This window comes from Stenotrophomonas sp. Ste86, assembly GCF_024519465.1.
GTDB lineage: Bacteria > Pseudomonadota > Gammaproteobacteria > Xanthomonadales > Xanthomonadaceae > Stenotrophomonas.
This window is the reverse complement of the sequence record NZ_JALJRW010000002.1, coordinates 245,049-270,310: the sequence shown is the minus strand read 5'-3', so window position 1 is coordinate 270,310 and position 25,262 is coordinate 245,049. Positions and strand designations below refer to the sequence as shown.

General features: G+C 67.3%; 16 protein-coding genes. 3 read left to right on the top strand and 13 right to left on the bottom strand.

Going from position 1 to position 25,262, the window contains the following annotated elements; translation table 11 throughout:
- The first annotated feature begins 335 nt into the window (after positions 1 to 335).
- Complete coding sequence (locus NR101_RS03465; protein WP_256777490.1) at positions 336 to 2,012, top strand: long-chain fatty acid--CoA ligase; 1,677 nt, start codon at positions 336 to 338, stop codon at positions 2,010 to 2,012.
- 159 nt (positions 2,013 to 2,171) lie between these two features.
- Positions 2,172 to 3,041 (top strand): crotonase/enoyl-CoA hydratase family protein, encoded by an 870-nt coding sequence (locus NR101_RS03460; protein WP_256777489.1) that lies wholly within the window; start codon positions 2,172 to 2,174, stop codon positions 3,039 to 3,041.
- A 255-nt stretch (positions 3,042 to 3,296) separates the two neighbouring features.
- Here NR101_RS03460 and NR101_RS03455 read toward each other — a convergent pair whose 3' ends face one another.
- The 6 genes from NR101_RS03455 to NR101_RS03430 form a co-directional block, all read right to left on the bottom strand.
- Positions 3,297 to 6,254 carry an ATP-binding protein gene (locus NR101_RS03455; RefSeq protein WP_306175367.1) on the bottom strand — a complete coding sequence of 986 codons (2,958 nt, stop codon included), beginning with the start codon at positions 6,252 to 6,254 and terminating at the stop codon, positions 3,297 to 3,299.
- 1 nt (position 6,255) lies between these two features.
- Entirely contained in the window at positions 6,256 to 7,395 is a 1,140-nt protein-coding gene (locus NR101_RS03450; RefSeq protein ID WP_256777169.1) for a two-component system response regulator, read from the bottom strand.
- 195 nt (positions 7,396 to 7,590) lie between these two features.
- Positions 7,591 to 9,108 (bottom strand): lysine--tRNA ligase, encoded by a 1,518-nt coding sequence (gene lysS / locus NR101_RS03445; protein ID WP_256777171.1) that lies wholly within the window; start codon positions 9,106 to 9,108, stop codon positions 7,591 to 7,593.
- Between the two features lie 122 nt (positions 9,109 to 9,230).
- Positions 9,231 to 10,356, bottom strand: a protein-coding gene (gene prfB / locus NR101_RS03440; RefSeq protein ID WP_256777204.1) for a peptide chain release factor 2 whose coding sequence is annotated in 2 segments (ribosomal slippage) — positions 9,231 to 10,280 and positions 10,282 to 10,356 — 1,125 coding nt in all. Because the reading frame shifts where the segments join, the coding sequence is not laid out codon by codon here.
- 55 nt (positions 10,357 to 10,411) lie between these two features.
- Positions 10,412 to 11,329, bottom strand: coding sequence for a LytTR family DNA-binding domain-containing protein (locus tag NR101_RS03435; protein WP_256777172.1), 918 nt, complete (start codon positions 11,327 to 11,329; stop codon positions 10,412 to 10,414).
- Between the two features lie 142 nt (positions 11,330 to 11,471).
- Positions 11,472 to 14,411, bottom strand: a complete 2,940-nt coding sequence (locus NR101_RS03430) for a VIT domain-containing protein (RefSeq protein WP_256777174.1) — start codon at positions 14,409 to 14,411, stop codon at positions 11,472 to 11,474.
- 113 nt (positions 14,412 to 14,524) lie between these two features.
- Here NR101_RS03430 and NR101_RS03425 point away from each other — a divergent pair, with 113 nt between their 5' ends.
- Positions 14,525 to 15,607 carry a DUF1176 domain-containing protein gene (locus NR101_RS03425; protein ID WP_256777205.1) on the top strand — a complete coding sequence of 361 codons (1,083 nt, stop codon included), beginning with the start codon at positions 14,525 to 14,527 and terminating at the stop codon, positions 15,605 to 15,607.
- A gap of 56 nt (positions 15,608 to 15,663) precedes the next feature.
- Here NR101_RS03425 and NR101_RS03420 read toward each other — a convergent pair whose 3' ends face one another.
- The 7 genes from NR101_RS03420 to dapB form a co-directional block, all read right to left on the bottom strand.
- Entirely contained in the window at positions 15,664 to 16,296 is a 633-nt protein-coding gene (locus NR101_RS03420; RefSeq protein ID WP_256777175.1) for a hypothetical protein, read from the bottom strand.
- Positions 16,297 to 16,347: 51 nt separating this feature from the next.
- Positions 16,348 to 18,135, bottom strand: coding sequence for a single-stranded-DNA-specific exonuclease RecJ (gene recJ, locus NR101_RS03415; protein WP_306175366.1), 1,788 nt, complete (start codon positions 18,133 to 18,135; stop codon positions 16,348 to 16,350).
- Between the two features lie 72 nt (positions 18,136 to 18,207).
- The gene (locus NR101_RS03410) at positions 18,208 to 19,128 is read right to left on the bottom strand and encodes a phosphoglycerate mutase (protein WP_256777177.1); all 921 of its coding nucleotides are present in this window, start codon (positions 19,126 to 19,128) and stop codon (positions 18,208 to 18,210) included.
- Between the two features lies 1 nt (position 19,129).
- Positions 19,130 to 19,594 carry a transcription elongation factor GreA gene (gene greA / locus NR101_RS03405; RefSeq protein ID WP_256777207.1) on the bottom strand — a complete coding sequence of 155 codons (465 nt, stop codon included), beginning with the start codon at positions 19,592 to 19,594 and terminating at the stop codon, positions 19,130 to 19,132.
- 8 nt (positions 19,595 to 19,602) lie between these two features.
- Complete coding sequence (gene carB, locus NR101_RS03400; protein WP_256777178.1) at positions 19,603 to 22,845, bottom strand: carbamoyl-phosphate synthase large subunit; 3,243 nt, start codon at positions 22,843 to 22,845, stop codon at positions 19,603 to 19,605.
- A 150-nt stretch (positions 22,846 to 22,995) separates the two neighbouring features.
- Positions 22,996 to 24,126, bottom strand: a complete 1,131-nt coding sequence (carA, locus tag NR101_RS03395) for a glutamine-hydrolyzing carbamoyl-phosphate synthase small subunit (RefSeq protein WP_256777179.1) — start codon at positions 24,124 to 24,126, stop codon at positions 22,996 to 22,998.
- A gap of 282 nt (positions 24,127 to 24,408) precedes the next feature.
- Complete coding sequence (gene dapB, locus NR101_RS03390; RefSeq protein WP_256777180.1) at positions 24,409 to 25,149, bottom strand: 4-hydroxy-tetrahydrodipicolinate reductase; 741 nt, start codon at positions 25,147 to 25,149, stop codon at positions 24,409 to 24,411.
- Between the last annotated feature and the right edge of the window lie 113 nt (positions 25,150 to 25,262).

Here is a 25,262-nt window from a genome sequence, read left to right as displayed (position 1 = left end):
ACCTCCAGCCATCCTCAGCCCCGGTAGTGCCGAGCCATGCTCGGCACCGGTAACCTCCAGCCATCCTCAGCCTCGGTAGTGCCGAGCCATGCTCGGCACCGGCAACCTCGAGCCCGGCGTCGATGCGTGTGCAGGCCATCTGCCGAGCATGGCTCGGCACTACCCATCGCAGGCAGATCGACACCGTCTGATACACCCGCACCGGGCCGCCACACCCGCCCCATCCTTCACGCCCCCTTCGCCTTTTCCATTCGGCCCGGTATGCTGCCCGGACGTGAACTGGCGGATACTCAGGGCCAGAACACACTCTCATCAACGATTCCTGGAGGGGGAATATGAGTCTGGAACGTCCCTGGCTGCAGAGTTATCCCAACGGCGTACCCGCCGAGATCGACGTCAACGAGTTCCATTCGGTCTCCGCCGTCTTCGACACCTCGGTGGCCAAGTATCGCGACCGTCCCGCCTACTCCAGTTTCGGCAAGACCATCACCTACGGTGAAACCGACGCCCTGGTCGAGCAGTTCGCCGCCTACCTGCTGGGCGAGCTGAAGCTCAAGAAGGGCGACCGCGTCGCCCTGATGATGCCCAACTGCCTGCAGTACCCGGTCGCCACCTTCGGCGTGCTGCGTGCCGGCCTGACCGTGGTCAACGTCAACCCGCTGTACACCGCCCGTGAGCTCAAGCACCAGCTGGTGGACTCCGGCGCGGCCGTGATCGTGGTGGTCGACAACTTCGGCGACACCGTGCAGCAGGTCATTGCCGACACGCCGATCAAGCACATCGTCACCACCGGCCTGGGCGACATGCTCGGCGCCAAGGGCGTGGTGGTGAACTTCGTGCTGAAGTACATCAAGAAGATGGTGCCCAACTACACCCTGCGCGGTGCGGTGCGCTTCAACCAGGCGCTCAAGCTGGGCAGCCGCCACAGCCTGCCCAAGGTTGAAATCGACCACGACGACGTTGCCTTCCTGCAGTACACCGGCGGCACCACCGGCGTGGCCAAGGGCGCGATGCTGACCAACCGCAACCTGGTCGCCAACATGCAGCAGGCCTCGGCCTGGATCTCCGCCTCGGGGATCGAGATGGGCAAGGAGTGGATCATCACCGCCCTGCCGCTGTACCACATCTTCGCGCTGACGGCGAACGGCCTGGTCTTCATGAAGTTCGGTGGCTGCAACCACCTGATCACCAACCCGCGCGACATGAAGGGCTTCGTCAAGGAGCTGAAGGCGACCCGCTTCACCGCCATCACCGGCGTCAACACGCTGTTCAACGGCCTGCTCAACACGCCCGGCTTCGATGAAATCGACTTCTCGTCGCTGAAGGTCACCCTGGGCGGCGGCATGGCCGTGCAGCGCGCCGTGGCTGAACGCTGGAAGAAGGTGACCGGGGTAACCCTGGTGGAGGCCTACGGCCTGACCGAGACCTCGCCGGCCGCCTGCATCAATCCACTGGACCTGGCCGAGTACAACGGCGCGATCGGCCTGCCGATCCCCTCCACCGACGCCTGCGTGAAGGACGACGACGGCAAGACCCTCACCCCGGGCGAAGTCGGCGAGCTGTGCATCAAGGGCCCGCAGGTGATGAAGGGCTACTGGCAGCGCCCGGAAGAAACCGCCAAGGCGATCGACGCCGACGGCTGGCTGCACACCGGCGACATGGCGCGGATGGACGAGCAGGGCTTCTTCTACATCGTGGACCGCAAGAAGGACATGATTCTGGTGTCCGGCTTCAACGTGTACCCGAACGAAGTCGAAGACGTGATCGCGATGATGCCCGGCGTGCTGGAAGTGGCTGCGGTCGGCGTGCCGGATGAAAAGTCCGGCGAGATCGTCAAGGTGGTCATCGTCAAGAAGGACCCCAACCTGACCGCCGAAATGGTCAAGGAACACGCCCGCGCCAACCTGACCGGCTACAAGCACCCCAGAATCGTCGAATTCCGAAAGGAACTGCCCAAGACCAACGTGGGCAAGATCCTGCGCCGCGAGCTGCGCGATACCCCCGCCCCGTAAGGCTTCGGCGGTCATTCAGGCATTCCAGGGCCCCAGCCGGTGACGGCTGGGGCCTTTGCGTTGAGCGGGCGACCGGCGGTGTAGGATCGCGGCGAGTGGACACGTCCGGCCCGCCGCCCACCGTCCTCCCTCCGGGCCAGAAACGCCGAGGAAATCGCCATGCAAACGATCGAAAAGCTGAACATTACCCGCGGCTATTCCACCATCCGCACCGAAACCACCGCTGACAACGCCGCCCATTGGTTGTTCATGCATGCCGACGCCGCCACGGGCGTTCGCCCCTGCTGCCGCCGGGACATGCTGGATGAGATGTGGAGCTTCATGAATGCCATTACCCTCTCACCGGCCGAGCGCAACAGCGGCGCGTTGCGTCACTTCGTGCTGGCCTCCGATGCCAGCGCCTACAACCTGGGCGGTGACCTGGAGCTGTTCTCCCGCCTCATCCGCGAAGGCAACCGCGATCGCCTGCTCGCCTACGCGCAACGCTGCGTGGAAGGCGTGCATCACCTGCACACCGGCTTCGGTGGCGATGTGCGCACCATCGCGTTGATTCAGGGCGATGCCTTGGGCGGCGGCCTGGAAATGGCGCTGGCCTGCCACACGATCGTCGCCGAGGAAGGCTGCGGGATGGGGCTTCCGGAGGTGCTGTTCGGGCTGTTCCCGGGCATGGGTGCCTATTCGTTCCTGTGCAAGCGCGTCGCACCGCAGCTGGCCGAGAAGATCATTCTGGAAGGTCGGGTGTATTCGTCCGAAGAGATGTACGCCATGGGCGTGGTGGACATTCTGGTGCCCAAGGGCCAGGGCGTGGCGGCGGTGCAGGAGCAGATCCGCCAGCACCAGCGCATCCCGCGCAGCTATCTGGCCATGAACGCGGCACGCAATCTGGCCCAGGCCGTGCGCTATGACGAGCTGCTGGAAATCACCAAGGTCTGGGTCGACTCGGCGCTGGCCCTGGAAGAGAAGTCGCTGCGCACCATGGATCGCTTGATCAAAGCGCAGACGCGTCGTGCCCACCTCGACGCGGCGTGAATGCTGGCAACCGTTGCAAACCACTTCAAGCCCGGCCACAGCCGGGCTTTTTTTTGGTTTCTTTTTGACTGCGGCGCGTTCTTCCATGCGCAGGAGTGCCTCGCTGGCTGCGCCAACCAACCGTCGAGGGCGGGGGTGTGTGGGTTCGCGGGACCGTCGTACGCCATGGATGGCGTACGCGAGCTTACATGGACGTACTTGCAGCGTGTCCGGCGAACCCACACACCCCCGCCCAATCCGGTAGCAAGCGGTCGATCACCGCACGTCGCTACCACCATCCTCGCGCGCGTCGCGCTTCTGCGCGCGGGCCTCGAGCGCCGCACGGCCCTCCTTCATCCCGGTGCGGATCTGGTTGATCCGCTCGCGCCACTCGGTCTTCAACTGCCAGTCGGCCATGCGCATCACCTCACCGGCACGATGCGCCACGCGCACCAGCCCGAGGTTGCCGGCCACGCCCTTGATCGCGTGCGCCTGCTCGCGCAGATGCACCCAGTCAGCGCGCTCGCCATCGGCGGCGGCCACCTCGATGCACTGCCGCGCATCTTCCAGGCATTGGCGAACGAACTCCTGCTCGAACGCCTCCCCCAACCCCAGCGACGCCAGCTCATCGAGCACGCCCGGATCGAGCACGCCGTCGGGCGCCACCGACACATGCACCACCGGCGCCGTGGCCCGCAACTGGTCGTTGGTGGCGATATCGGCCAGCGTATCCAGCAGCCGCACCGCCACCACCGGCTTGCCGAAGAAGGTGTGCGCGCCGGCCTGGGTGCACTGCTGGATCGCCTCGGGCGTCACATCGGCGCTGAGGATCAACACGGGTGTGCGCGGTGCACCGCCGGCCTGCATCACCCGCAGCTCCTTGAGCATGTCCAGCCCGCTCATCCCCGGCATGTGCAGATCGGCGATGGCCACGTCGTAATCGCTTTCGGCCAACGCATCCAGCACCGCCTCGGCATCGTTGACGCATACCACCTTGTGCCCGGCCTTCTGCAGCAGCCGCTGCAGCACCAGGCGATTGGCCTGATGATCGTCGGCCACCAGAATCTTCATGCTGCGCACGCGTGCGCGATGGCGCAGGAACGGGTCGGCAAACGCGATCACGTTGTTGCCGCTGCCGGGCACGCTCTCGCCGACCACCGCCGGGGTGAACTCGCCGGCGACCACCGGGGGAAGTGCAAACGGCAGCTCGAACCAGAAGCAGCTGCCCTGCGGCGGGTTCTCGGCAAAGCCGATCTGCCCGCCCATCGCCTCCACCAGGCCCTTGGCAATGGTCGTGCCCAGCCCGGTGCCCTCGTGCCGACGCGCCATGCTCACATCGGCCTGCTCGAAGGCCTCGAACAATCGCGGACGCATGGCCGGGACCACGCCGATACCGGTATCGAGGATGTCGAACCGGATCCGCACGTTGCCCTGCCCGTCATCGCGCAGCAGCGACACCCGGATCTCGACCTTGCCGTGGTCGGTGAACTTGACCGCGTTGCCAGCCAGGTTGAGCAGGATCTGCCGCAGATGGCCCAGGTCGCCGCGCAGTCGCGCCGGCACCCCGTCATCCACCTTGACCTGGTAGGCCAGACGCTTGACCTTGGCCTGCGGCAACAGGATCAGCCCGATGGACTGCATCACATCGGCCAGCGAGAAATCCTCGGCCAGCACCCGCAGCTTGCCCGCCTCGATGGCCGAGATGTCCAGCACCTCCTCCACCAGTGCCAGCAGGCTGCGGGAGGAGGCCTGGATGGTGCTGACGCACTCGCGCTGCTCTTCATCCAGCTGCGTGGTGGCCAGCACTTCGGTCATCCCCGACAGGCCATTGAGCGGCGTGCGGAATTCATGGCTCATGTTGGCCAGGAACCGGCTCTTGGCCTCGCTGGCGCGACGCGCCTCGTCCATGGCATGGGTCAACTGACGCAGCAGGCTGGAGAAGTACAGCGGCACCGCCGCCAACCCGAGCCAGAGCCCGAAGCCCAGGCGACCGTTCTGTTCCCAATAGGGCGTGGCCAACATGGTGTAGCCGAAGCTGCCCAGCGCCATGGCCACGGCCGCGTACAGATAATTGTTCCCGTAGCGCATGCCGTTGCCCACGGTCACCCACATCACCACGATGTAGACCCACGCCAGCGGCTCGCCCATCTGCACCATGCCGGCGGCGATCAGGCCGTAATCGGCCAGCATCCCGGCGATACGCCGCGGATCCGAGCGCGCCGGCCGCACCAGCAGCCAGGCAAACAGCGTGATCGACAGGAACAGCCCGGTCAGCACGATCGCCAGCACGCCGTGATGCTGCGCCGGCGGCAGGTCGTGGCGCACGCTGGGCATGAGCACATAGCCCAGGATCAGCGTGATCAACACGATACGCACGATGGCCTGGCCATGCTCGCTGTCCGAACGCTTGGTCAGGCGCTCCTTTACCTGCAGGTAGAGGCGATGCACCGGTCCCACCGCCGCCGTCCGCGGGTCGGCGGCGGTCGGGGGCGCGGCCCGGCTGATGCCGACGAAGTACAGCGGGGTCATGCCCAGTCCCAGCAGCAGTCCCCAGCCGAGTAGATGGTGTCCGGCCCAGTACGGGGAAAACAGGAGTGCGCAGAGGAACGCCGCGCAGCCCATCGCGGTGGCGGCATGCAGGTAGCCGCGCCCATAGCGCATGCCATTGCCGATGGTGACCCACAGCAGCACCACATACAGCAACGCCGCCGGTTCTCCCTGCAGGGTCATGATTGCGCCCATGCAGGCGTAATCGGTGACCATCCCCACGGTACGCCGCGCGCGCGACACGCCCGGTCGCGCCAACAGACCCGCCAGCAACAGCATCGCCACGGCCAGCTCGACTGCCAGGATCAGCCACGTCACGCGCAGAATGTCGCCCCCCACCTGCGTATAGCGCCAGCCGAGATAGCCGATGAACAACGCGGTGATCGCAATCCGGATGAAGTTCTGGAGGTGCTCGCTGTCGGGTCGATTGGACAGCCGCGCACGCAGCTCGGCGAGGATGCCGCGGCCGGCGTTGGAGCCATTCGACGCGCGTCGTCCCGCGTGTGCCGACCGGCTCACGTGGATGAGAGCGGCGGCCACGACCAGCGTCGCACCGATCCACCACTGCGCGGGCGCGAGCACCGCCAGTGCGACCAGCGACACCAGCGTGGCAGGAAAGAACCGGACGAACGCATGGCCGCGCATCGTGTCCAGCCGCTGCTTGAGGCGCTGGAGCAGGCCATGCATGTCACATCCCCGGGCGGGTCGAGGCGGTCGAGTGCTGGGCGCAGATTTCGTCCAGCTGTTGCCGGCCGCGCAGCAGCGCGTCCACGCAACGCGGGTCGAACAGCCGGCCACGCTGTGCGTAGAGGTAGGCCAACGTCGCTTCCATCGTCCATGCTTCCTTGTACGGTCGGGGTGAGATCAGGGCATCGAACACATCGGCAACCGCCACGATCCGCGCTTCCAGCGGGATCGCATCGCCGATCAGGCCGTCGGGATACCCGCTGCCGTCATAACGTTCGTGATGGCGCAGTGCGATCAACGCACCCACCTGGATGAAACGGTTCTGGCTGCCGCTCAGCAGCTCATAGCCGATACGCGGGTGCCGGCGCATGATCGCCAACTCCTCTTCGTTGAGCTTGCCCTGCTTGAGCAGCACCGCATCGGGGATGGCGATCTTGCCCATATCGTGCAGGGGCGCAGCCATCTCGATCAGCTTGCACTCGTCCTCGGGCAGGCCGAGCTGCTCGGCGATCAACCCGGCCACGTGCGCCATGCGCTCCAGGTAGGCACTGGTGCCGGCATCACGGAACTCGATCGCACGCGCCAGCCGCGACAGCGTTTCGCGTTCGCGCTCTTCCACTTCGTGCATGCTGGCCAGCAGGCGCTGTTCCAGCGACAGCGCGCGTTGCTTGACGTTTTCCGACTGCTGGCGCAACTGCAAGAGGTTGTAGCAGCGCGCGCGCAGTTCGCGCGGGCGGATGGGCTTGACCAGGAAATCGATGACGCCCGCTTCGAGCGCGGCCTGGCGGATCGGCTCGTCGCCGACCACGGTGATCAGGATCACCGGGATGTCGCGGTGCTTGGGCAACCGGCGGAAGCGGCGGGCGAACTCCAGCCCATCCATCTCCGGCATGCGGTAGTCGAGCAGCAGCAGGTCCACCGGGTGCGATTCGCACCAGGCCAGCGCGGTGAGCGGATCCCCGAAGTCGTGCACGCTCAGTTCCGGCGCGATGTCCTCGATGACATGACGGAGCATGGTGCGCGCGGACGTCTGGTCGTCAACGATGACAATATTCAAGGATGCTTCCGCCGTCTTCCTGGACCACACTGGAACATGCTGCGGAGAGAATACTCCGCCACTCTGCACACTGGCACCTTGCATGGATCCGCCTCCCGTCGTGATCTCCCGGTTCATGATCGTGGTCGCGGTGTGATGTGGATGTCACGCACCAACGGACCGATCATCGCCCTGGCCATCACGGCGTCTACCGGGAAGGCCACGCAGAAACCATACGCGCGCGGCCACCTCAGCGGAACCCCGCCCCGGCTGCCCTCCCTTGGCAGCCGGACCTACGTCTCAGTTTTCCGGACGCATATAGGGGAACAGCAGTACATCACGAATCGAACTGCTGCCGGTGAGCAGCATCACCAGACGGTCGATGCCGATACCCAGGCCGCCGGTCGGGGCCATGCCGTACTCCAGCGCACGGATGTAATCGGCGTCGTAGTGCATGGCCTCGTCGTCGCCGCCTTCCTTGGCCGTCACCTGGGCCTGGAAACGGGCGGCCTGGTCTTCCGGGTCGTTCAACTCGGAGAAGCCGTTGGCCAGTTCCTTGCCGTTGATGAACAGCTCGAAGCGGTCGGTGTAGCCGGGCTGGTCGTCGTTGGCACGGGCCAGCGGGGAGACCTCGACCGGGTGGTCGGTGATGAAGGTCGGCTGCACCAGCGTGTGCTCGACGGTAGCTTCGAAGATCTCCAGCAGCAGCTTGCCCCAGCCGTAGGACGGCTTGATGCGGATCTTCAGGCGCTCGCAATGGGCAGCCAGCGCGTCGCGGTCGGTGCAGTCGGCGGCGCTGATTTCCGGGTTGTGGTGGCGCACCGCCTCGTCCATGCGCCAGCGGCGGAAGGCCGGGGCCAGGTCGATGGTGGCGCCGTCCCAGGTCACCGTAGTGGTGCCCAGCACCTGGTTGGCCACGTCGCGGATCACCCCTTCGGTCAGGTCCATCACTTCGGTGTACGTGGCGTAGGCCTCGTACAGCTCCATCATGGTGAATTCCGGGTTGTGGCGGGTGCTCACGCCTTCGTTGCGGAAGTTGCGGTTGATCTCGTAGACGCGCTCCAGCCCACCCACGACCAGGCGCTTGAGGTACAGCTCCGGGGCCACGCGCAGGTACAGGTCCAGGTCCAGCGCGTTGTGGTGGGTGGTGAACGGCTTGGCCGTGGCGCCGCCGGGGATGTAATGCATCATCGGCGTTTCGACTTCGAGGAAGTCGCGGTTGTCCAGCCACGCGCGCATCGCGCGGATGATCCGCGAGCGCTTGATGAACACCTCGCGCGACTCCGGGGTCACGATCAGGTCGACGTAGCGCTGGCGGTAGCGCTGCTCCACGTCGGACAGGCCGTGCCACTTGTCCGGCAGCGGGCGCAGCGACTTGGTCAGCAGGCGGATGCTGGTGGCCTTGACCGACAGCTCGCCGGTCTTGGTGCGGGTCAGCCCGCCCTCCACTGCGATGATGTCGCCCACGTCCCAGCCCTTGAAGGCGGTATAGGCATCGCCCAGGGTGCTGCCCTGCAGGAACAGCTGAATGCGACCGGATTCGTCCTGGATCTGGGCGAAGCTGGCCTTGCCCATGACCCGCTTGGCCATCAGCCGGCCGGCCATCCTGACCTGGCGGTCGGCGGCTTCCAGGGCCTCGGCGGTCCACTGTTCGGCGTCGGCGAACTCGGCCTGCAGGGCGCCGGCGAAGTGCTCGCGACGGAAGTCGTTCGGGTAGGCGATGCCCTGCCCGCGCAGCGCCGTCAGTTTCGCGCGGCGCTCGGCGATGAGGCTGTTCTCGTCGACGGGGGGCTGCGGCGCGTGGGTCTGATCGTTCATGGCGTGGGTCTATGTCTGGGGGAGGTACGAACCCCGCCATCATGCCGATGGACGGGGCAGAGTGCGAAATCCCCGGGCGGGCCCGGGGCGGGCGCATCGGGCCGCGCGGGGCGACCCGACGGTCAGGCGTCGATGCGTTTGGAGCCCACGGCCAGGCCGGACTTCAGGCTGGCCTCGACGAACTCGTCGAGGTCGCCGTCCAGCACTTTCTGGGTGTCCGAGCGCTCGATGCCGGTGCGCAGGTCCTTGATGCGGCTCTGGTCGAGCACGTAATTGCGGATCTGGCTGCCCCAGCCGATGTCGGATTTGGTTGCTTCCACCGCATCGCGCTCGGCGTTGCGCTTCTGGACTTCCAGCTCGTACAGCTTGGCGGCCAGCATCTTCATCGCGTTGTCGCGGTTCTGGTGCTGGCTGCGGCCGGTCTGGCAGGCCACGACCGTGTTGGTCGGAATGTGCGTGATACGCACCGCCGACTCGGTCTTGTTGACGTGCTGGCCACCGGCACCGGAGGAGCGGTACACGTCGGTGCGCAGGTCGGCCGGGTTGATGTCGATCTCGATGTTGTTGTCCACTTCCGGGGACACGAACACCGAGGTGAAGCTGGTATGGCGGCGGTTGTCCGAATCGAACGGCGACTTGCGCACCAGGCGGTGCACGCCGGTTTCGGTCTTCAGCCAACCATAGGCGTAATCGCCTTCAACGCGCAGCGTGGCGGACTTGATGCCGGCGACGTCGCCACCGGACACTTCCATCAGCTCGGTCTTCCAGCCGCGCGATTCGCACCAGCGCAGGTACATGCGCAGCAGGATTTCGGCCCAGTCCTGGGCTTCGGTGCCACCGGCACCGGCCTGGATGTCCACGAAGGCCGGGGCGGTGTCCATCTGGCCGGAGAACATGCGCTGGAATTCCAGCTGTTCCACGTGCTTCTGGTACTTGTCCAGGTCGGCGACCACGGCCAGGGCGGTATCTTCGTCCTGCTCGCTTTCAGCCAGTTCCAGCAGTTCGCCGGACTCGGACAGGCCGTCCAGGATCGTGGCGATGCCGCCGACGGTCTTTTCCAGGTTGGCGCGTTCACGGCCCAGGTTCTGGGCGTACTCGGCATTGTTCCAGATGTCTGGGTTTTCCAGTTCCCGGGTTACTTCTTCCAGACGCTCTTTCTTGGCGTCGTAGTCAAAGATACCCCCTGAGCGAGAGCACGCGATCGGTCAGATCGGTGATTCGCTGGCGCACGGGATTGAGCTCGATCATATCGGCGGTGTTGAAGGCTTGGGACAAGGCCTGAATTGTAGCTTGGAACGCCCGTTCATGTAGATGCGCGGGTGGTGCCGCCCGGCATTGCCGCATCCGTTGAGCCCGCCGCCGCCCCCTGCCCCAGCGCCGCGCGCAGGCCCGGCAGCTGGCGGCGGCTGCAGGGCAGCGCACTGCCATCGGCCAGGTGGGCGCGCGCCTCGCCGCTGTCCAGCGGCTCGATGGACACCAGGAAGCCCAGGTTGAGCACGTAGCTGCGGTGGATGCGCACGAACCGCGCCGGGTCCAGCCGCGCCTCCAGCGCGGCCATGGTGCTGCGTAGCGGATAGTCGTGGCCGCGCACGTGCAGGTTCATGTAGTTGCCGGCGGCCTGGGCGTATTCGATGTCGCCGGTAGCCACCAGGAAATCACGGCCGAGCTTGCGCACCAGGAAGCGCTCGGGCCGGTCCACCGGTTCTTCGGGCGGTGCATCCTCCGGCGCGGCCAGCAGGTGCGCCTCGCCTTGGCGGCGGCGGCCGAACCAGCTGAAGAAGTGCTCGATCGCCACGAAGGTGAAGAACGCGCGGACGTCCTTGAGGTACTCGTACAGCAGCCGAGAAACCCAGCCGGAGCCATCGACGTAATGCTCGCCCAGGCTGGCGTAGGCCAGGTGACGCAGCGCCATCATCCCGACCACGTGCAGCAGCGACCACGCCACGCTGGCCAGCAGGTAGAGCGGCAGCCGGCGCGTCCAGGTGTCGGCATGCAACGGCCAGCGTTGGCAACCCCACCACAGCAGCGGCAGGGTGAGCAGGATCATGCCGGCGCTGCTCAGCTCCCAGGTCATCGGCTGCCACAACGCGAGCGCCTCGCCACGGCGGCTGGCGTCCATGACCTCGACGAAGGCGTTGGCCACCGCGCTGGCAAGCAGTATGGCGGCCCAGACCAGCCAACGGGTGGTGGGGCGCCAGCGGGAGGAAGGGCGGGAAGTCATCGGGTCGTCCATGCGGCGGGGCGGAATCATGCAGCAATCGGGCATGGTAGCTGCTGGTGCGGCGCATCGGCTGCCCGCAGCGCGCATCCGACACACGGCACGGGCGTCCCGGCCGTGTGTCCCCTGCAGACTAACGCGGGTGCTAGCGCACCTCGAATTCCCCTACCAGCACCGTCTCCGCGCGATCCTTCAGCCGCATCGTGACCTGCTGGTCGCGCTGCCTGCGTGTCCCCCAATGCGTACTCAGGCGCAGGCTCAGCGTGGTGGCGCCGGTAACCAGCTGCTCACGGCTGCCGAAGAAATTGGCCTCCACCTTGTACGTGCCCGGCTTGGCCTCGCGCAGCGAGAACTGCTCGGGCCCGTAGCCGCCAGTGAAGTCCTGCGACATCTGCCCGCCCTGGTAGGTGAGGCGGTTACCGTAATACGCGCGCTCGCCGTTGGGATCGGTGACCCACAGGTCCATGTCGCTGTTGTCGCTGTCCCAGCTGAGCACCACGCGCAGATCCAGCGGCATCGCGCGACGCAGACGTGGATCGACCGCGCTCAGATTGACCCGCTCGCGTGCGGCCAGGGTGTTCAGCTCGTCCAGCGCGATCAGCGAGATCCCATCGAAGCGACCGTCCCAAGGCCGCTCCACCACCTCATTGAACATCGCCACGGCCTGCGGGTACTGCCCGCTGGCCTCCAGCGCCAAGCCCAGGTCACGGAAGCTCTGCGGCTCCTCCTCGCCCAGCCGCAGCACCTGCTGGAACACCGGCACCGCCAGCTCGGGCGCCCTGGCCTGCATCAGCCGGTAGCCGAGCACGCGCAGCACGTGGCGGTTCTCCAACTGCATCTCGGCCAGGTTGGACAGCACCCGCAGAGCCAGGTCGCGCTGGCCCTTGGCCAGCAGCAGATCGGCCACGTCCAGGTAGAAGGCGCTGCTGTCGGCGTGCTGATCGCGCTCGGCCAGGTACGTGGCGTACAGCTGTGCCGGCGGGGCATCGCGCAGGCGGCGCGCGTAGTCCGAATCGGGCTCCCACGGGGCCAGGGCGATCGCGATGGCGCCGCTGTTGGCCCTGCCCCCTGCGACCTTGCTGGCGGTCAGTTCGACGCTCTGCAGCTGGCCGCTCGCGCGACTGGGCGCCGCCATCGGCGCCATCGGCATCCGCGGTGCGGGCGGTGCGGGCGCGCTGACCACGTCGTTGGCACGTGCCTCCATGTAAGGCTGCGCCTCGGCCGGTGCGGCCGCGGCGACCGGCATCGGTGCGGACTTCTCCAGCCCGGCCTTGGCTACCGGTGCGTCCTTGGGCCAGCGCGTGTTCCACCAGCGTTCGCGGTCGGCGAACTGCCGCGCGATCTGGTCCAGACGCTGGCGACGGGCCTGCTTTTCATCGTCGATGCGCACCGCATGCAGACGGTCGTATGCCTCCCGCAGCGGTGCCGGTGCGCGGATGCCATAACGCAGGTAGTCGTCCAGGGTTTCCAGCACCAGCAGCGAGGTATCGGGCCCGACCAGGCCGAACTGCCGGGACAACGTCCGCATGGCGTCCTCGTGCGCGACCGGGTCTGCGGCGTACGCGGCCATCTGCGCATCGGCCCACGCGTGCGCCACCAGTCCACCGTCCAGCGCACGGGCGCCGGACACGGCAATGCGTTGTTGATGGACCCGGCCGTCGGCCAGGCGCACCCCAACATCCACCGCGCCGTCAGTGCGCTGCACGCGCCCGGTGACGCGCAACCAGCCCTGACTGGCATGGCTGGCGTCGGCCACCAGCTGGTCCACGCCATCGCCGCGCAGTTCGACCACGTCAGCCGGCTGCTGCATCAACAACGGCATCGCGGCGTCGACCTCGGCGGCAGTGGACAGCAACAGCGCCTGGCCGTGATGGGCCTGGGTCCAGGCGCGCAGCCGCGCACCATCGGTGCGTGCACCGGCGCTGCTCAATGCGTACAGGCGCTGGCCAGCCGCCAACGGCGGCAGCGCCTGTCGGCCATAGTTGGACAGCCCGTCGCTGACCAGCAGGTACTCGCCGATATCGGCGCGCGGCGTCCATGCACCCAATGCACTGGCGCCGTCCAGCGGCAGCGAGGTCAAGTGCGCGCGCAGCCCGCTCCAGTCACCGCCGCGGATGCGGAAGCTGCGCGGCGCTTCGGCATGGTCACGCAGTACGGTGAGCTCCACCTCACCGTCGCCGATGGCGCGGAAATAGCGGTCCAGCACCGCCGTTTCGGTGGCGCGGTCGCGTTGTCGGGCCGATCCGGAGGCATCCCACAGCAGCCCTACCCGCTTGGGCAACGCGCGCGGGGCGGCCTGGGCCGGTACCGGTATCTGCGCCAACAGATAGCGCTCGCCCTCGTGCAGGCCGGTGACCGCATCCAACTGGCGTACCTGCGGCAAGCGGATCTGCGCCTGCGCCGGCAGGGCCCTCCCGGCACCCTGCCATTGCGCCACGTGGGCGCCATCGCGGGCCTGGAACGTCCAGGGAAGTGCTGCGCCTGCCACCGGCTTGCCGGTGCCACGCGCGTCCAGCCGTAGCGTCACCTGCCTGGCGTCGCGGGCGAACTGCAGCGGCAGGTTCCAGCGCAGGCCCTGTGCATCCACCGGCAAGGTCTCGCGGAAGGTCAGCGCCACGCGGCGGCTGCCACGGGCGGGAATCGGGTAGATGCGCAGGCGGAACTGGTTGCCGGCGGTCTGTTCCAGCAGGCCAGGGTCTACCCGGCGCCGTTCGATCGCCTCGAACACCTGGCGTCCCTGCGCCTTGGGCACCGGCACCGCATCGCGCAGCACCCCGTCGATGTCCAAGGCGAACCCGGCGATCTGCTGGCCGTCGGCGAGCGGAAACTCGAGTTGCCCTTCCAGCACCCGCGCATTGGGGTTGAAGAACTCCATCTCGATGCGGGTCTCGCCGAGCCCGGCCACGACCCGGCTGTCCAGGCTGACCTGGCGCAGCTGCACCGGCACCTCGGCACCGGCCACCTGCAGCAGCGGCGCTACCGCTGGCGGCTGCGGCGTGGCTGCCGGCCGCGTCTGCGCCACAACGACCTGCGTTCCCAGCCACAGCATGCCCAGCATGCCGATCCCACGAAGTGCGCGTTCCATGTGACGCTCCCGATCCGATGACAGCAGGTTGAACGGATCATGCCGGTAAACGGGGTTGACGCGATGCAAGGCTTGGCGTGTCCACCATCCTGGGCCAAGATGCCGCTCCCCTGATGTACCACCACAAGGACGTCCACGTGCGCCTGCCCGCCCTGCTTCCCCTGTTGCTGTTGACCCCGATCCTGCCGGTCCAGGCCGCGCCCGACGCCAGCAGCGGACTGAGCTTCACCCACAACGACTGGACCCTGGCCTGCGACAACACCCGCACCTGCCGCGCGGCCGGCTACCAGAACGACGAAGACGGCGGTAACGAACCGGTCTCGATCCTGTTGACCCGCCTGGCCGGTCCCGGCCAGCCGGTGAAGGCCGAGCTGATGCTGGGCCAGTACGACGAGACCACCCTGCCGAAACAACTGTCGCTGCAGATCAACGACGCCAAGCTGGGCGCACTGAAGTACACCCCCGCCGACGGGACCGCCGACCTCTCGCCGGCACAGGTGGCCGCGCTGCTCAAGTCGTTGACCCGTGACAGCCGCATCGTGCTGGTCGGCAACGACGGCAAGCGCTGGACCGTGTCCGACCGCGGTGCCTCGGCGGTGCTGTTGAAAATGGACGAATTCCAGGGCCGGCTGGGCACGCCCGGCGCGCTGATGCGCAAGGGCAGCGCGGCCGAAAGCACCGTGCTGCCGGCACTGCCGGTGCCGGTGGTGAAGCTGGGCAAGATCGTCCCCACCCGTCCTGCCGACGCGGCGCTGGCCAACGCTGCCGCGCTGCGTGCGGCGCTGGTGAAGGCCACTACGGCAGACGAGTGCGAAGCGTTGCATCCCGGCAACGGCGCGATGTCCGATGAGGGCCCGCAGGAGATCAGCGTGCACCGGCTGAGCGCGGACAAACTGCTGGTGTCGCAGGGCTGCTGGCGTGCCGCCTACAACACCGGTGACGGCTACTGGGTGGTCAACGACCACGCGCCCTACCAGCCCAGGCTGGTGACCGCCTCGGGGATGGATGATGACGTGCGCACCATCCAGCAGGCCAGCAAGGGCCGCGGCCTGGGTGATTGCTTCTACTCCACGAGCTGGGGCTGGACCGGCACGCAGTTCGTCAAGACCGCCGTGTCCAGCACCGGACTGTGCCGGCTGGTGTCGGCCGGTGGTGCGTGGGAGATGCCGACGCTGGTGACCAAGGTGGTGGAGTAAGGCGCGGCACGGACATGGCCGCTTCAGCGCGGCGCGTGCGTGGTGCCGGCGTCCACTCAGTCCTCGTCCTGGTCCCAACCATCAAAGGGAAACAGCTCCGGCAGGATCGTGTCCATCACCGCCATGCTCTGCATGACCGCGTGGTCGGCCGTCCACGGCCGCGACCACGTGGCATGGTGCCCGCGCACCGGCCGGTCCGGAGCCGAACGCAGGTGCTCCACGTAGGCCAGCAGCAAGCGGTGTGAGCGTTGCTGGCGCTCCAGCGGCGTAGCCGCTTCGCGCAGTTCGGCGTAGTGCTGGCGCAGCGGGGCAGGATCGGGCAGATGGCAGGTGAAGTCGAGCGCACCGACCTGGTCGTCCGCGTTCCTGTAGTCGTCCGGATCCTCCGAAGGCTGGTAGTGGTCGGCCACGCAACGGGTACGGCCCAACCGCGCCATCACTGCGGCCACGGCCTGTTCGACGCCGACGCCCCCGGTGCCGGGATCGGCGCCCTCCACCGCTACCCGGACGGACAACTCGTTCTGCAGCAGCCACGCGATGCTCTGGCGCGAGCCCGCCAGATCGGGGAACTCGAATCCCTCCCGCGCCGAGAGCGTGGCGCGGGCTGCAGGGTCACCCTGCAGGACGATCTGGCTCTGCAGGTCGAAGCGTTCGATGGGCGATGGAAGCACGTGGGCGTGGGCAGTCATGGTCAGGAACACAAACGGGATAGGAGGGCGCGGCAGGCGCGATGGCGGACATCAGGCGTCGGCGCAATGCTCGATGATCAGCTGGATCGCACCGCCGCCACGGTAATCGTCGCTGACCAGCCGGTAGGCGATGTGCACGTGGTTGGCGGGCGCATTGCCCTTCCAGCCACTGAAGTGGATCGCGTTGAGCGGCTCGGCGCGCCCGGGCACGCGCAGGCTGAGTTTCAGGTGCTTTTCCTTCAACACCTGCCAGCGTGCGACCTGGAAATGGCCGTCGAACAGCGGCTCGGGGAAGGCCTGGCCCCACGGACCGGCCAGACGCAGCGCTTCGGCGTGGCGGTAGTCCAGCTCATCGGCGGCCAGCTCGCCATCGCTCATGAGGTGCTGCTGCAACGACGCCGGGTCCATGCGGGCGCCGACCACGGCGACGAAAGCCTGCTGGAAATCCTCGAGGCGTGCATGCGCCAGGCTCAGGCCGGCGGCCATGGCGTGGCCACCGAACTTGTCGATCAGGCCCGGGTGCGCGGCATTGACCAGCGCCAATGCATCACGGATGTGGAAGCCGGGAATGGATCGGGCCGAACCGCGCAGCGAATCGCTGCCCGGCTCGGACGGTGCGAAGGCGATCACCGGGCGGTGCAGGCGGTCCTTCATCTTCGAAGCGACCAGGCCGACCACGCCGGGATGCCACTCGGCATCGAACAGGCAGGCGGCGATCGGGCGCTCGCCCTCGGCGCTGAGTACCGCGCGGGATACCGCCAGTTCCGCATCGTCGGTCATCAACTGCTGCACCGCGCGGCGCTCGGCATTGATCTGCTCCAGGGTCTGGGCGATCTCGCGCGCCTGGCTGCGGTCTTCGGTCAGCAGCAGCTCGATGCCCAACGCCATGTCTTCCAGGCGGCCGGCGGCATTGAGCCGTGGGCCGAGCGCGAAGCCGATGTCGGTAGCGCTCAGGCGCGCCGGGTCGCGGCCGCTGGCTTCGATCAGTGCCTGCAGGCCCACGCAGCCCTGCCCGCTGCGCAACCGGCGCAGGCCGGCCGACACCAGTGCACGGTTGTTGGCATCCAGGGCAACCAGATCGGCGACGGTGCCGACTGCGACCAGGTCCAACAGGGTCAACAGGTCCGGTTCGCGGGTGGCGGCAAAGGCGCCCTGCGCGCGCAGGTGCCGGCGCAGCGCCATCAATACATAGAAGATCACCCCGACGCCGGCCAGCGCCTTGCTCGGGAAGGCATCGCCGTCGATGTTGGGGTCCACCAGCGCATCGGCGGGCGGCAGGTGTTCGCCGGGCAGATGGTGGTCGGTGACCAGCACCTTCCAGCCCAGCGCCTTGGCGGCGGTGACACCGGCATGGCAGGCGATGCCATGGTCGACGGTGACCAGCAGGCCCGGCTGCAGCGGCGCCAGGTCCGCCACCAGCGACGGCGACAGGCCATACCCATGCAGCATGCGGTTGGGCACCGCGTGCACCACGTCGCGCGCCCCAAGCATGCGCAACCCGCGCACACCCACCGCGCAGGCGGTGGCGCCATCGCAGTCGAAATCACCGACCACCAGAATGCGTTCGTTGTCGGCGATGGCCTTGGCCAGCAGCTCCACCGCCGCCTGCATGCTGCCCATCAGCTCCGGTGCGTGCAGCTGGGCCAGCTTCGGCTTCGCCTGCGCGGCGTCGGTCACCCCGCGTGCGGCGTACAGGCGCTGCAGCAGCGGCAACATGTCGGCCGGCCAGTCGGCGGCAAGGGGTACACGCGGACGGCGCTGGATCTGGGGCGTATCGGAAGAAGGCAAGGCAGACTCGAATGGCGGGCGGAACGCCGAAACAGGTTTCGACGCAGCCATGATACCGGCTGCTGGCGATGACCCACGATGCACACGCCGATCCGGTAGCGCCACCCCACGGGTGGCTGCGCCTCACGCGTCGTGCAGTTGTATCGGCTTTTTCCAGAACCGCCAGCGTTGGCCCTTGTCGATTTCGAAACGTACACCGTCCTCGAAATCCAGCACCAGCCGCCGCAGTTCACCGCGCTGCACGGCCGACAGCAACGGACGGATCGCATCATTGCCGAGCTGGTCCAGCGAGCGTAGCTGGCGCAGGTCGACCAGGGCATCCACCTGCTGTTCGTTGTCGGCCTGCAGGCCGGCGGCCTTGGCCAGGGCCTGTAGCAGGGCCTCGCGGCTGCGGACCTGGGCGTGCGCGGTCTGCACCGACTGCGGCAACTCGCCGCCGCCCCAGAACCACAGCGAATTGATCGCCCGCTTGCCGTCGGCCACGCGCTGCTGGTTCCAGTCGTGGGTATGCAGCACCACCTGCGCTTCGGTCAGCAGGGCACGCCAACGGCGGCCCGCATCGCCTTCGGGCAGATGCGCGAACAGGTCATCGCCGAGCACATCATCGGGGCTGTGGAAGTCCGGCAGCGTGGTTCCCGGCGGCAGGCGCAGGTACCAGCGCGACGGCACCGGGGCATCCAGGGTGAAGCCGAACCCGGCAAACAGCGGCTGCAGCGCCGGCAACAACCGGGCCACATCCTCCGCATCAGGCCGCAGCGTCTCGCCGTGACCCATCATCCGCGCGCCCTGCATGTCCGGCACCACGTTGGCCGGATCGGCGCGCAGCCAGACCGCCTCGCCGGCATCGCCGACGTCCAGCTGGCGGGTCAGTGCGGCCACCGGCCAGTACGCCGGCTGCAGCTGGAAATGCCGCTGCAGCTGGGCACGCTCGCCCCCGTCGACGCTGCTGCGCTCGGCGCGCCCCAGCGCCTTCGCCACGTCGTCGGGCAAAGGCGCGGCCGGGAAGCGGCTGCGCGCCGGCAACAGCAATGTCGCCGTGGCCATGTCAGGCCAGGTACTGGACGCTGACGATTTCGTACTCGCGCTGGCCGGCCGGTGCGTCGATGGTGACCGCATCGCCTTCCAGCTTGCCGATCAGGGCGCGTGCCAGCGGCGAGGAGATCGCGATCAGACCGAGTTTGATGTCGGCCTCCAGGTCGCCCACGATCTGGTAGCGCTTCTCTTCATCGCTCTCCACGTCGGACAACTCCACGGTGGCGCCGAACACCACCTTGCTGCCGGCGTTGAGCTTGGTGATGTCGATGATTTCGGCATGCGAAAGCTCGCCTTCCAGCTGCTTGATGCGGCCTTCGATGAAGCCCTGCTCTTCGCGCGCGGCGTGGTACTCGGCGTTCTCCTTGAGATCGCCGTGCTCACGCGCTTCGGCGATCGCCGCGATGACCTTCGGGCGCTTGACCGACTTCAGGTGGTCAAGCTCTTCGCGCAGACGCTGCGCGCCCTTCAGGGTGATCGGTGCTCTCATGCGTTCAACTCCTTGTGCAGTTCCTGCAGCGACCAGACGGGGCCGGTGCCGCGGAATTCCAGTGATTGCACCAGCGCCATGGCGCCGGCGATGGTGGTCGAATAGGTGACGCGATGCTGCAGCGCTTCGCGACGGATCGAGAAGGAGTCATTGATCGCCGCGCGACCTTCGGTCGTGTTGACGATGTAGACGATCTCGCCGTTCTTAATCGAATCGACGATGTGCGGGCGGCCTTCGACCACCTTGTTGACGATTTCGCAGGCCATGCCGTGCTCCTGCAGCCACGCGCCGGTGCCACGGGTGGCCACCAGGGTGTAGCCGCGCTCCATCAGTGCCTTGGCGACCGGCAGCACGCGCTTCTTGTCCGGATCACGGACCGAGACGAACGCCTTGCCCAGCGGCGGCGCCTTGATGCCGCCGGCTTCCTGCGCACGCGCGAAGGCAGCGCTGAAGCTGCGGCCCACGCCCATCACCTCACCGGTGGAGCGCATCTCCGGCCCGAGGATCGGGTCGACGCCCTGGAACTTGGCGAACGGGAAGATCGCTTCCTTGACCGAGTAGTAGTCCGGCACGATTTCCTTGATGGCGCCCTGTTCGGCCAGGGTCTTGCCGGCCATGCAGCGCGCGGCGATCTTGGCCAGCGCCATGCCGGTGGCCTTGGACACGAACGGCACGGTGCGCGACGCACGCGGGTTCACTTCCAGCAGGTAGACGATGTCTTCGCCGTTCTCGCCGGCCTGGATGGCGAACTGGGTGTTCATCAGCCCGACCACGTTCAGGGCCTTGGCCAGCTCGACCACCTGGCGGCGCAGCTCGGCCTGGGTTTCAGCCGACAGCGAGTAAGGCGGCAGCGAGCAGGACGAATCGCCCGAATGCACGCCGGCCTCTTCGATGTGCTCCATCACGCCGCCGATCAGCACGTTGCCGTCCTTGTCGGCAATGATGTCCACGTCGACTTCCACGGCGTTGTCGAGGAACCGGTCCAGCAGCACCGGCGAATCGTTGGAGACCTTCACCGCGTCGCGGACGTAGCGGGCCAGGTCGGATTCACCGTAGACGATCTCCATCGCACGGCCGCCCAGCACGTAGCTCGGGCGCACCACCAGCGGGTAACCGATCTCGCGGGCCAGCAGCAGCGCTTCCTGGTCGTTGCGGGCGATGCGGTTCGGCGGCTGCTTCAGGCCGAGCTTGTCGACCAGCTGCTGGAAACGCTCGCGGTCTTCGGCCAGGTCGATGGAGTCCGGCGAGGTGCCGATGACCGGCACGCCATTGGCTTCCAGCGCGCGCGCCAGCTTCAGCGGGGTCTGGCCGCCGTACTGCACGATCACGCCCTTCGGCTGTTCCAGCTCGACGATCTCCAGCACGTCTTCCAGCGTCAGCGGCTCGAAGTACAGGCGGTCGGAGGTGTCGTAATCGGTGGAGACGGTTTCCGGGTTGCAGTTGACCATGATGGTTTCATAGCCATCCTCACGCAGTGCCAGCGCTGCGTGCACGCAGCAGTAGTCGAACTCGATGCCCTGGCCGATGCGGTTCGGACCGCCGCCCAGGATCATGATCTTGTCGCGGTTGCTCGGCGCCGCTTCGCACTCGTCCTCGTAGGTCGAATACAGGTAGGCAGTGCTGGTGGCGAACTCGGCGGCGCACGAGTCCACGCGCTTGTACACCGGGCGCACCTTGTGGGCACGGCGCAGCGCGCGCACGGCCGCTTCGTTGGTGCCGGTCAGTTCGGCCAGGCGGGCGTCGGAGAAGCCGGCGCGCTTGAGCTTGCGCAGACGCGCCGCGTCCAGCGCGTCGATGCCGTCGGCGGCGACTTCAGCTTCGGCCTGGATGATCTCTTCGATCTGGTCCAGGAACCACGGGTCGATGTGCGACAGCGCGAACACGTCTTCCACGCTGAAACCGGCGCGGAACGCATCGCCCACGAAGAACAGGCGCTCCGGGCCCGGGGCCTTGAGCTCGCGCTTGATGGTGGTGATGTCGTCTTCGTTGGACAGGTCCAGGCCGGTCGGGTCCAGGCCGATCTTGCCGGTTTCCAGTCCACGCAGCGCCTTCTGCAGCGATTCCTGGAAGGTGCGGCCCATCGCCATCACCTCGCCCACCGACTTCATCTGGGTGGTCAGGCGCGCATCGGCCGCCGGGAACTTCTCGAAGGCGAAGCGGGGGATCTTGGTGACGACGTAATCGATCGACGGCTCGAACGAGGCCGGGGTCAGGCCGCCGGTGATTTCGTTCTTCAATTCGTCCAGGGTGTAACCCACGGCGAGCTTGGCGGCGACCTTGGCGATCGGGAAGCCGGTGGCCTTGGAGGCCAGTGCCGAGGAACGCGACACACGCGGGTTCATTTCGATCACCACCACGCGACCGGTAGTCGGACTGATGCCGAACTGCACGTTCGAGCCGCCGGTATCCACACCGATCTTGCGCAGCACGGCGATGGAGGCATCGCGCAGGCGCTGGTATTCCTTGTCGGTGAGGGTCTGCGCCGGGGCCACGGTGATCGAGTCACCGGTGTGCACGCCCATCGGGTCCAGGTTCTCGATGGAGCAGACGATGATGCAGTTGTCGGCGGTGTCGCGCACCACCTCCATCTCGAATTCCTTCCAGCCCAGCACCGATTCTTCGACCAGCACTTCGGTGGTCGGCGACAGTTCCAGACCGCGGGTGACGATGTCGATCAGCTCTTCGCGGTTGTAGGCGATGCCGCCACCGCTGCCGCCCAGGGTGAAGCTGGGGCGGATGATGGTCGGGTAGCCGACGCGGGTCTGGATCTCGATCGCTTCTTCCAGCGTATGCGCGACCGCAGCGGACGGGCACTCCAGGCCGATCTCGCCCATGGCCACGCGGAACAGCTCGCGGTCTTCGGCCATGCGGATCGCATCGCGCTTGGCGCCGATCAGTTCGACGTTGTACTTCTCCAGCACGCCGTTGTCGGCCAGGTCCAGCGCGCAGTTCAGCGCGGTCTGGCCACCCATGGTCGGCAGCAGGGCGTCGGGCTTTTCCTTGGCGATGATCTTCTCGACCGTCTGCCAGTTGATCGGCTCGATGTAGACCGCATCGGCCATCTCCGGGTCGGTCATGATGGTGGCCGGATTGCTGTTGACCAGCACCACGCGGTACCCCTCGTCACGCAGGGCCTTGCAGGCCTGGGCGCCGGAGTAGTCGAACTCACAGGCCTGGCCGATGACAATCGGACCAGCACCGATGATGAGGATGGTTTTAAGGTCAGTGCGCTTGGGCATTGTCTTCTCTAAGTCAGTACAGCGTGTCGGGGGTGATCGCACGCTGTCGATCAGGAAACTTCCGGGGTTCAGCGCCGCGCCTGGGGGCAGCGGCACTGCAGGGCTTGCGATCCGTCGCGATGCCGCCGGACGCGCCGGCGGCGTGGCGGATCAGGCCTTGGCCTCCGCCATCAGGGTCACGAAACGGTCGAACAACGGGCTGACATCGTGCGGGCCCGGCGATGCTTCCGGATGGCCCTGGAAGGAGAACGCCGGCACATCGGTGCGCGCGATGCCCTGGTTGGTGCCGTCGAACAGCGAGCGGTGGGTAACCCGCAGGGTGGCCGGCAGCGAGGCTTCGTCAACCGCAAAGCCGTGGTTCTGCGAGGTGATCATCACCCGGCCGGTATCCAGGTCCTGGACCGGATGGTTGGCGCCATGGTGCCCGTGGCCCATCTTCACCGTCTTCGCGCCGGAGGCCAGCGCCAGCAGCTGATGGCCCAGGCAGATGCCGAAGGTCGGCAGCTTGCGGTCCAGGAAGGTCCTGATCGCCTCGATCGCGTAGATGCACGGTTCCGGATCGCCCGGACCGTTGGACAGGAACACGCCGTCCGGATTCATCGCCAGCACCTCGGCGGCCGGGGTCTGCGCCGGCACCACGGTGATGTCGCAGCCGCGCTCGGCCAGCATGCGCAGGATGTTCAGCTTGGCGCCGAAATCGTAGGCCACCACCTTGTACTGCGGCGCGGCGCTGACGAACTCGTTGTTGTCCAGGTCCAGCTGGCCTTCGGTCCACGGATAGGACTTGTCGGTGCTGACCACCTTGGCCAGGTCCATGCCCTTCAGGCCGGGGAACGCGCGGGCCGCTTCCAGCGCCTTCTCCACACTGATGCCGTCGCCGGCCATCAGCGCACCGTTCTGCGCGCCACGCTCGCGCAGGATGCGGGTGAGCTTGCGGGTGTCGATACCGGAAATGGCCACCACGCCACGCTGCAGCAGCCAGTCCTGCAGCGACACCTGGCTGCGCCAGTTGCTGGGACGGCGCGGAACGTCGCGCACGATCAGGCCGGCCGACCACACCTTGTGGGCTTCGTCGTCCTGGTCGGTCATGCCGGTGTTGCCGATATGCGGGTAGGTCAGCGTGACCATCTGCCGGGCGTAGGAAGGATCAGTCAGCACTTCCTGGTAACCGGTCATGGCGGTGTTGAACACCACCTCACCGACGGACAGGCCGGGCGCGCCTACGGATTCGCCCTCGAATACGGTGCCGTCTTCGAGGACGAGGATTGCGGCTTGGGTCACGGAATTCTCACTTTGGCTACCGATGGGGTCACCGAAGTCACGCCGCGCGGCACACTGAAAAGCGGCTGCAAAAAAGCGCGGACTGCGGTGCGGGACCGGTCCGGCTGTCGTGATTCGGCGAGCGGGAATTGTAAAGGCAAGGGGCCTGCGACGCCAGCGTTTGCATGCATTCGCTGGCGTACGGCCGTGACGGGCCCGCCCGGGGTTCAGGCAGCGGGGCCTTGCCTCTTCAGCCGTGGCAGCGACGCCGAGCCTGCACAGGCCGCCTTTGGGGCCCGCAGATCAGCCGCCCGCGGCGGGCATGGCCCCGGCCAACAGATCGCGAACCCGGTAGCTGCCCGGCGCCCGTCCATTCAGCTGGGTGGCGGCGAACAGTGCGCCGCGCGCGAAGATGTCGCGGTTGGTGGCGCGGTGGGTCAGCTCGATGCGCTCGCCCAGCCCGGTGAACTGGACCAGGTGCTCGCCGACGATGTCGCCCGCCCGCAGGCTGGCGTAATGCGGCTGCGCCCCGCCCTTCTGCGCCGCCGCGCCCAGGGTCAGCGCGGTGCCCGACGGTGCATCCTGCTTGTGCACATGGTGGGATTCGACGATGTCGCAGTCCCAGCCCGCCAGCGTGGCAGCCGCGCGTTCTACCAACTCCTCCAGTACCGCCACGCCCAGGCTGAAGTTGGACGCCCAGACCAGTGGGATGCCGGTGGCGGCTTGGATCAGGGCCTGGCGCTGCGCCTCACTGATACCGGTGGTGCCCGAGACCAGCCCGGCCTTGCGCTCCACGCACAACGCCAGGACCGGGTCGAAACCCTCGGGCAGGCTGAAATCGATGGCGACATCGAACTGCGGCGCACCGGCCAGCTCGCTGCTGGCGAAATGCGGCACGCCGTCGACGACCCGCTGTGCCGGCGAACGGCGGGTCACCGCAGCGACGACCTGCAGGTCGGGAGTGTCGGCGGCCAGCCGCAGCAGGGCCTGGCCCATGCGACCGGAGGCACCGTGGATGAGCAGGCGAACAGGGATAGTGGTCATGCGCGCAGGCTAGCCGGTGCTGGCAAGCGTGCACAAGGGGGACATGCGCCCGGTGCCACTACCGGCGCGCGTGCATCGAGGGCTCGGACGCTTGCTACCCTGTGCGCCCCCTT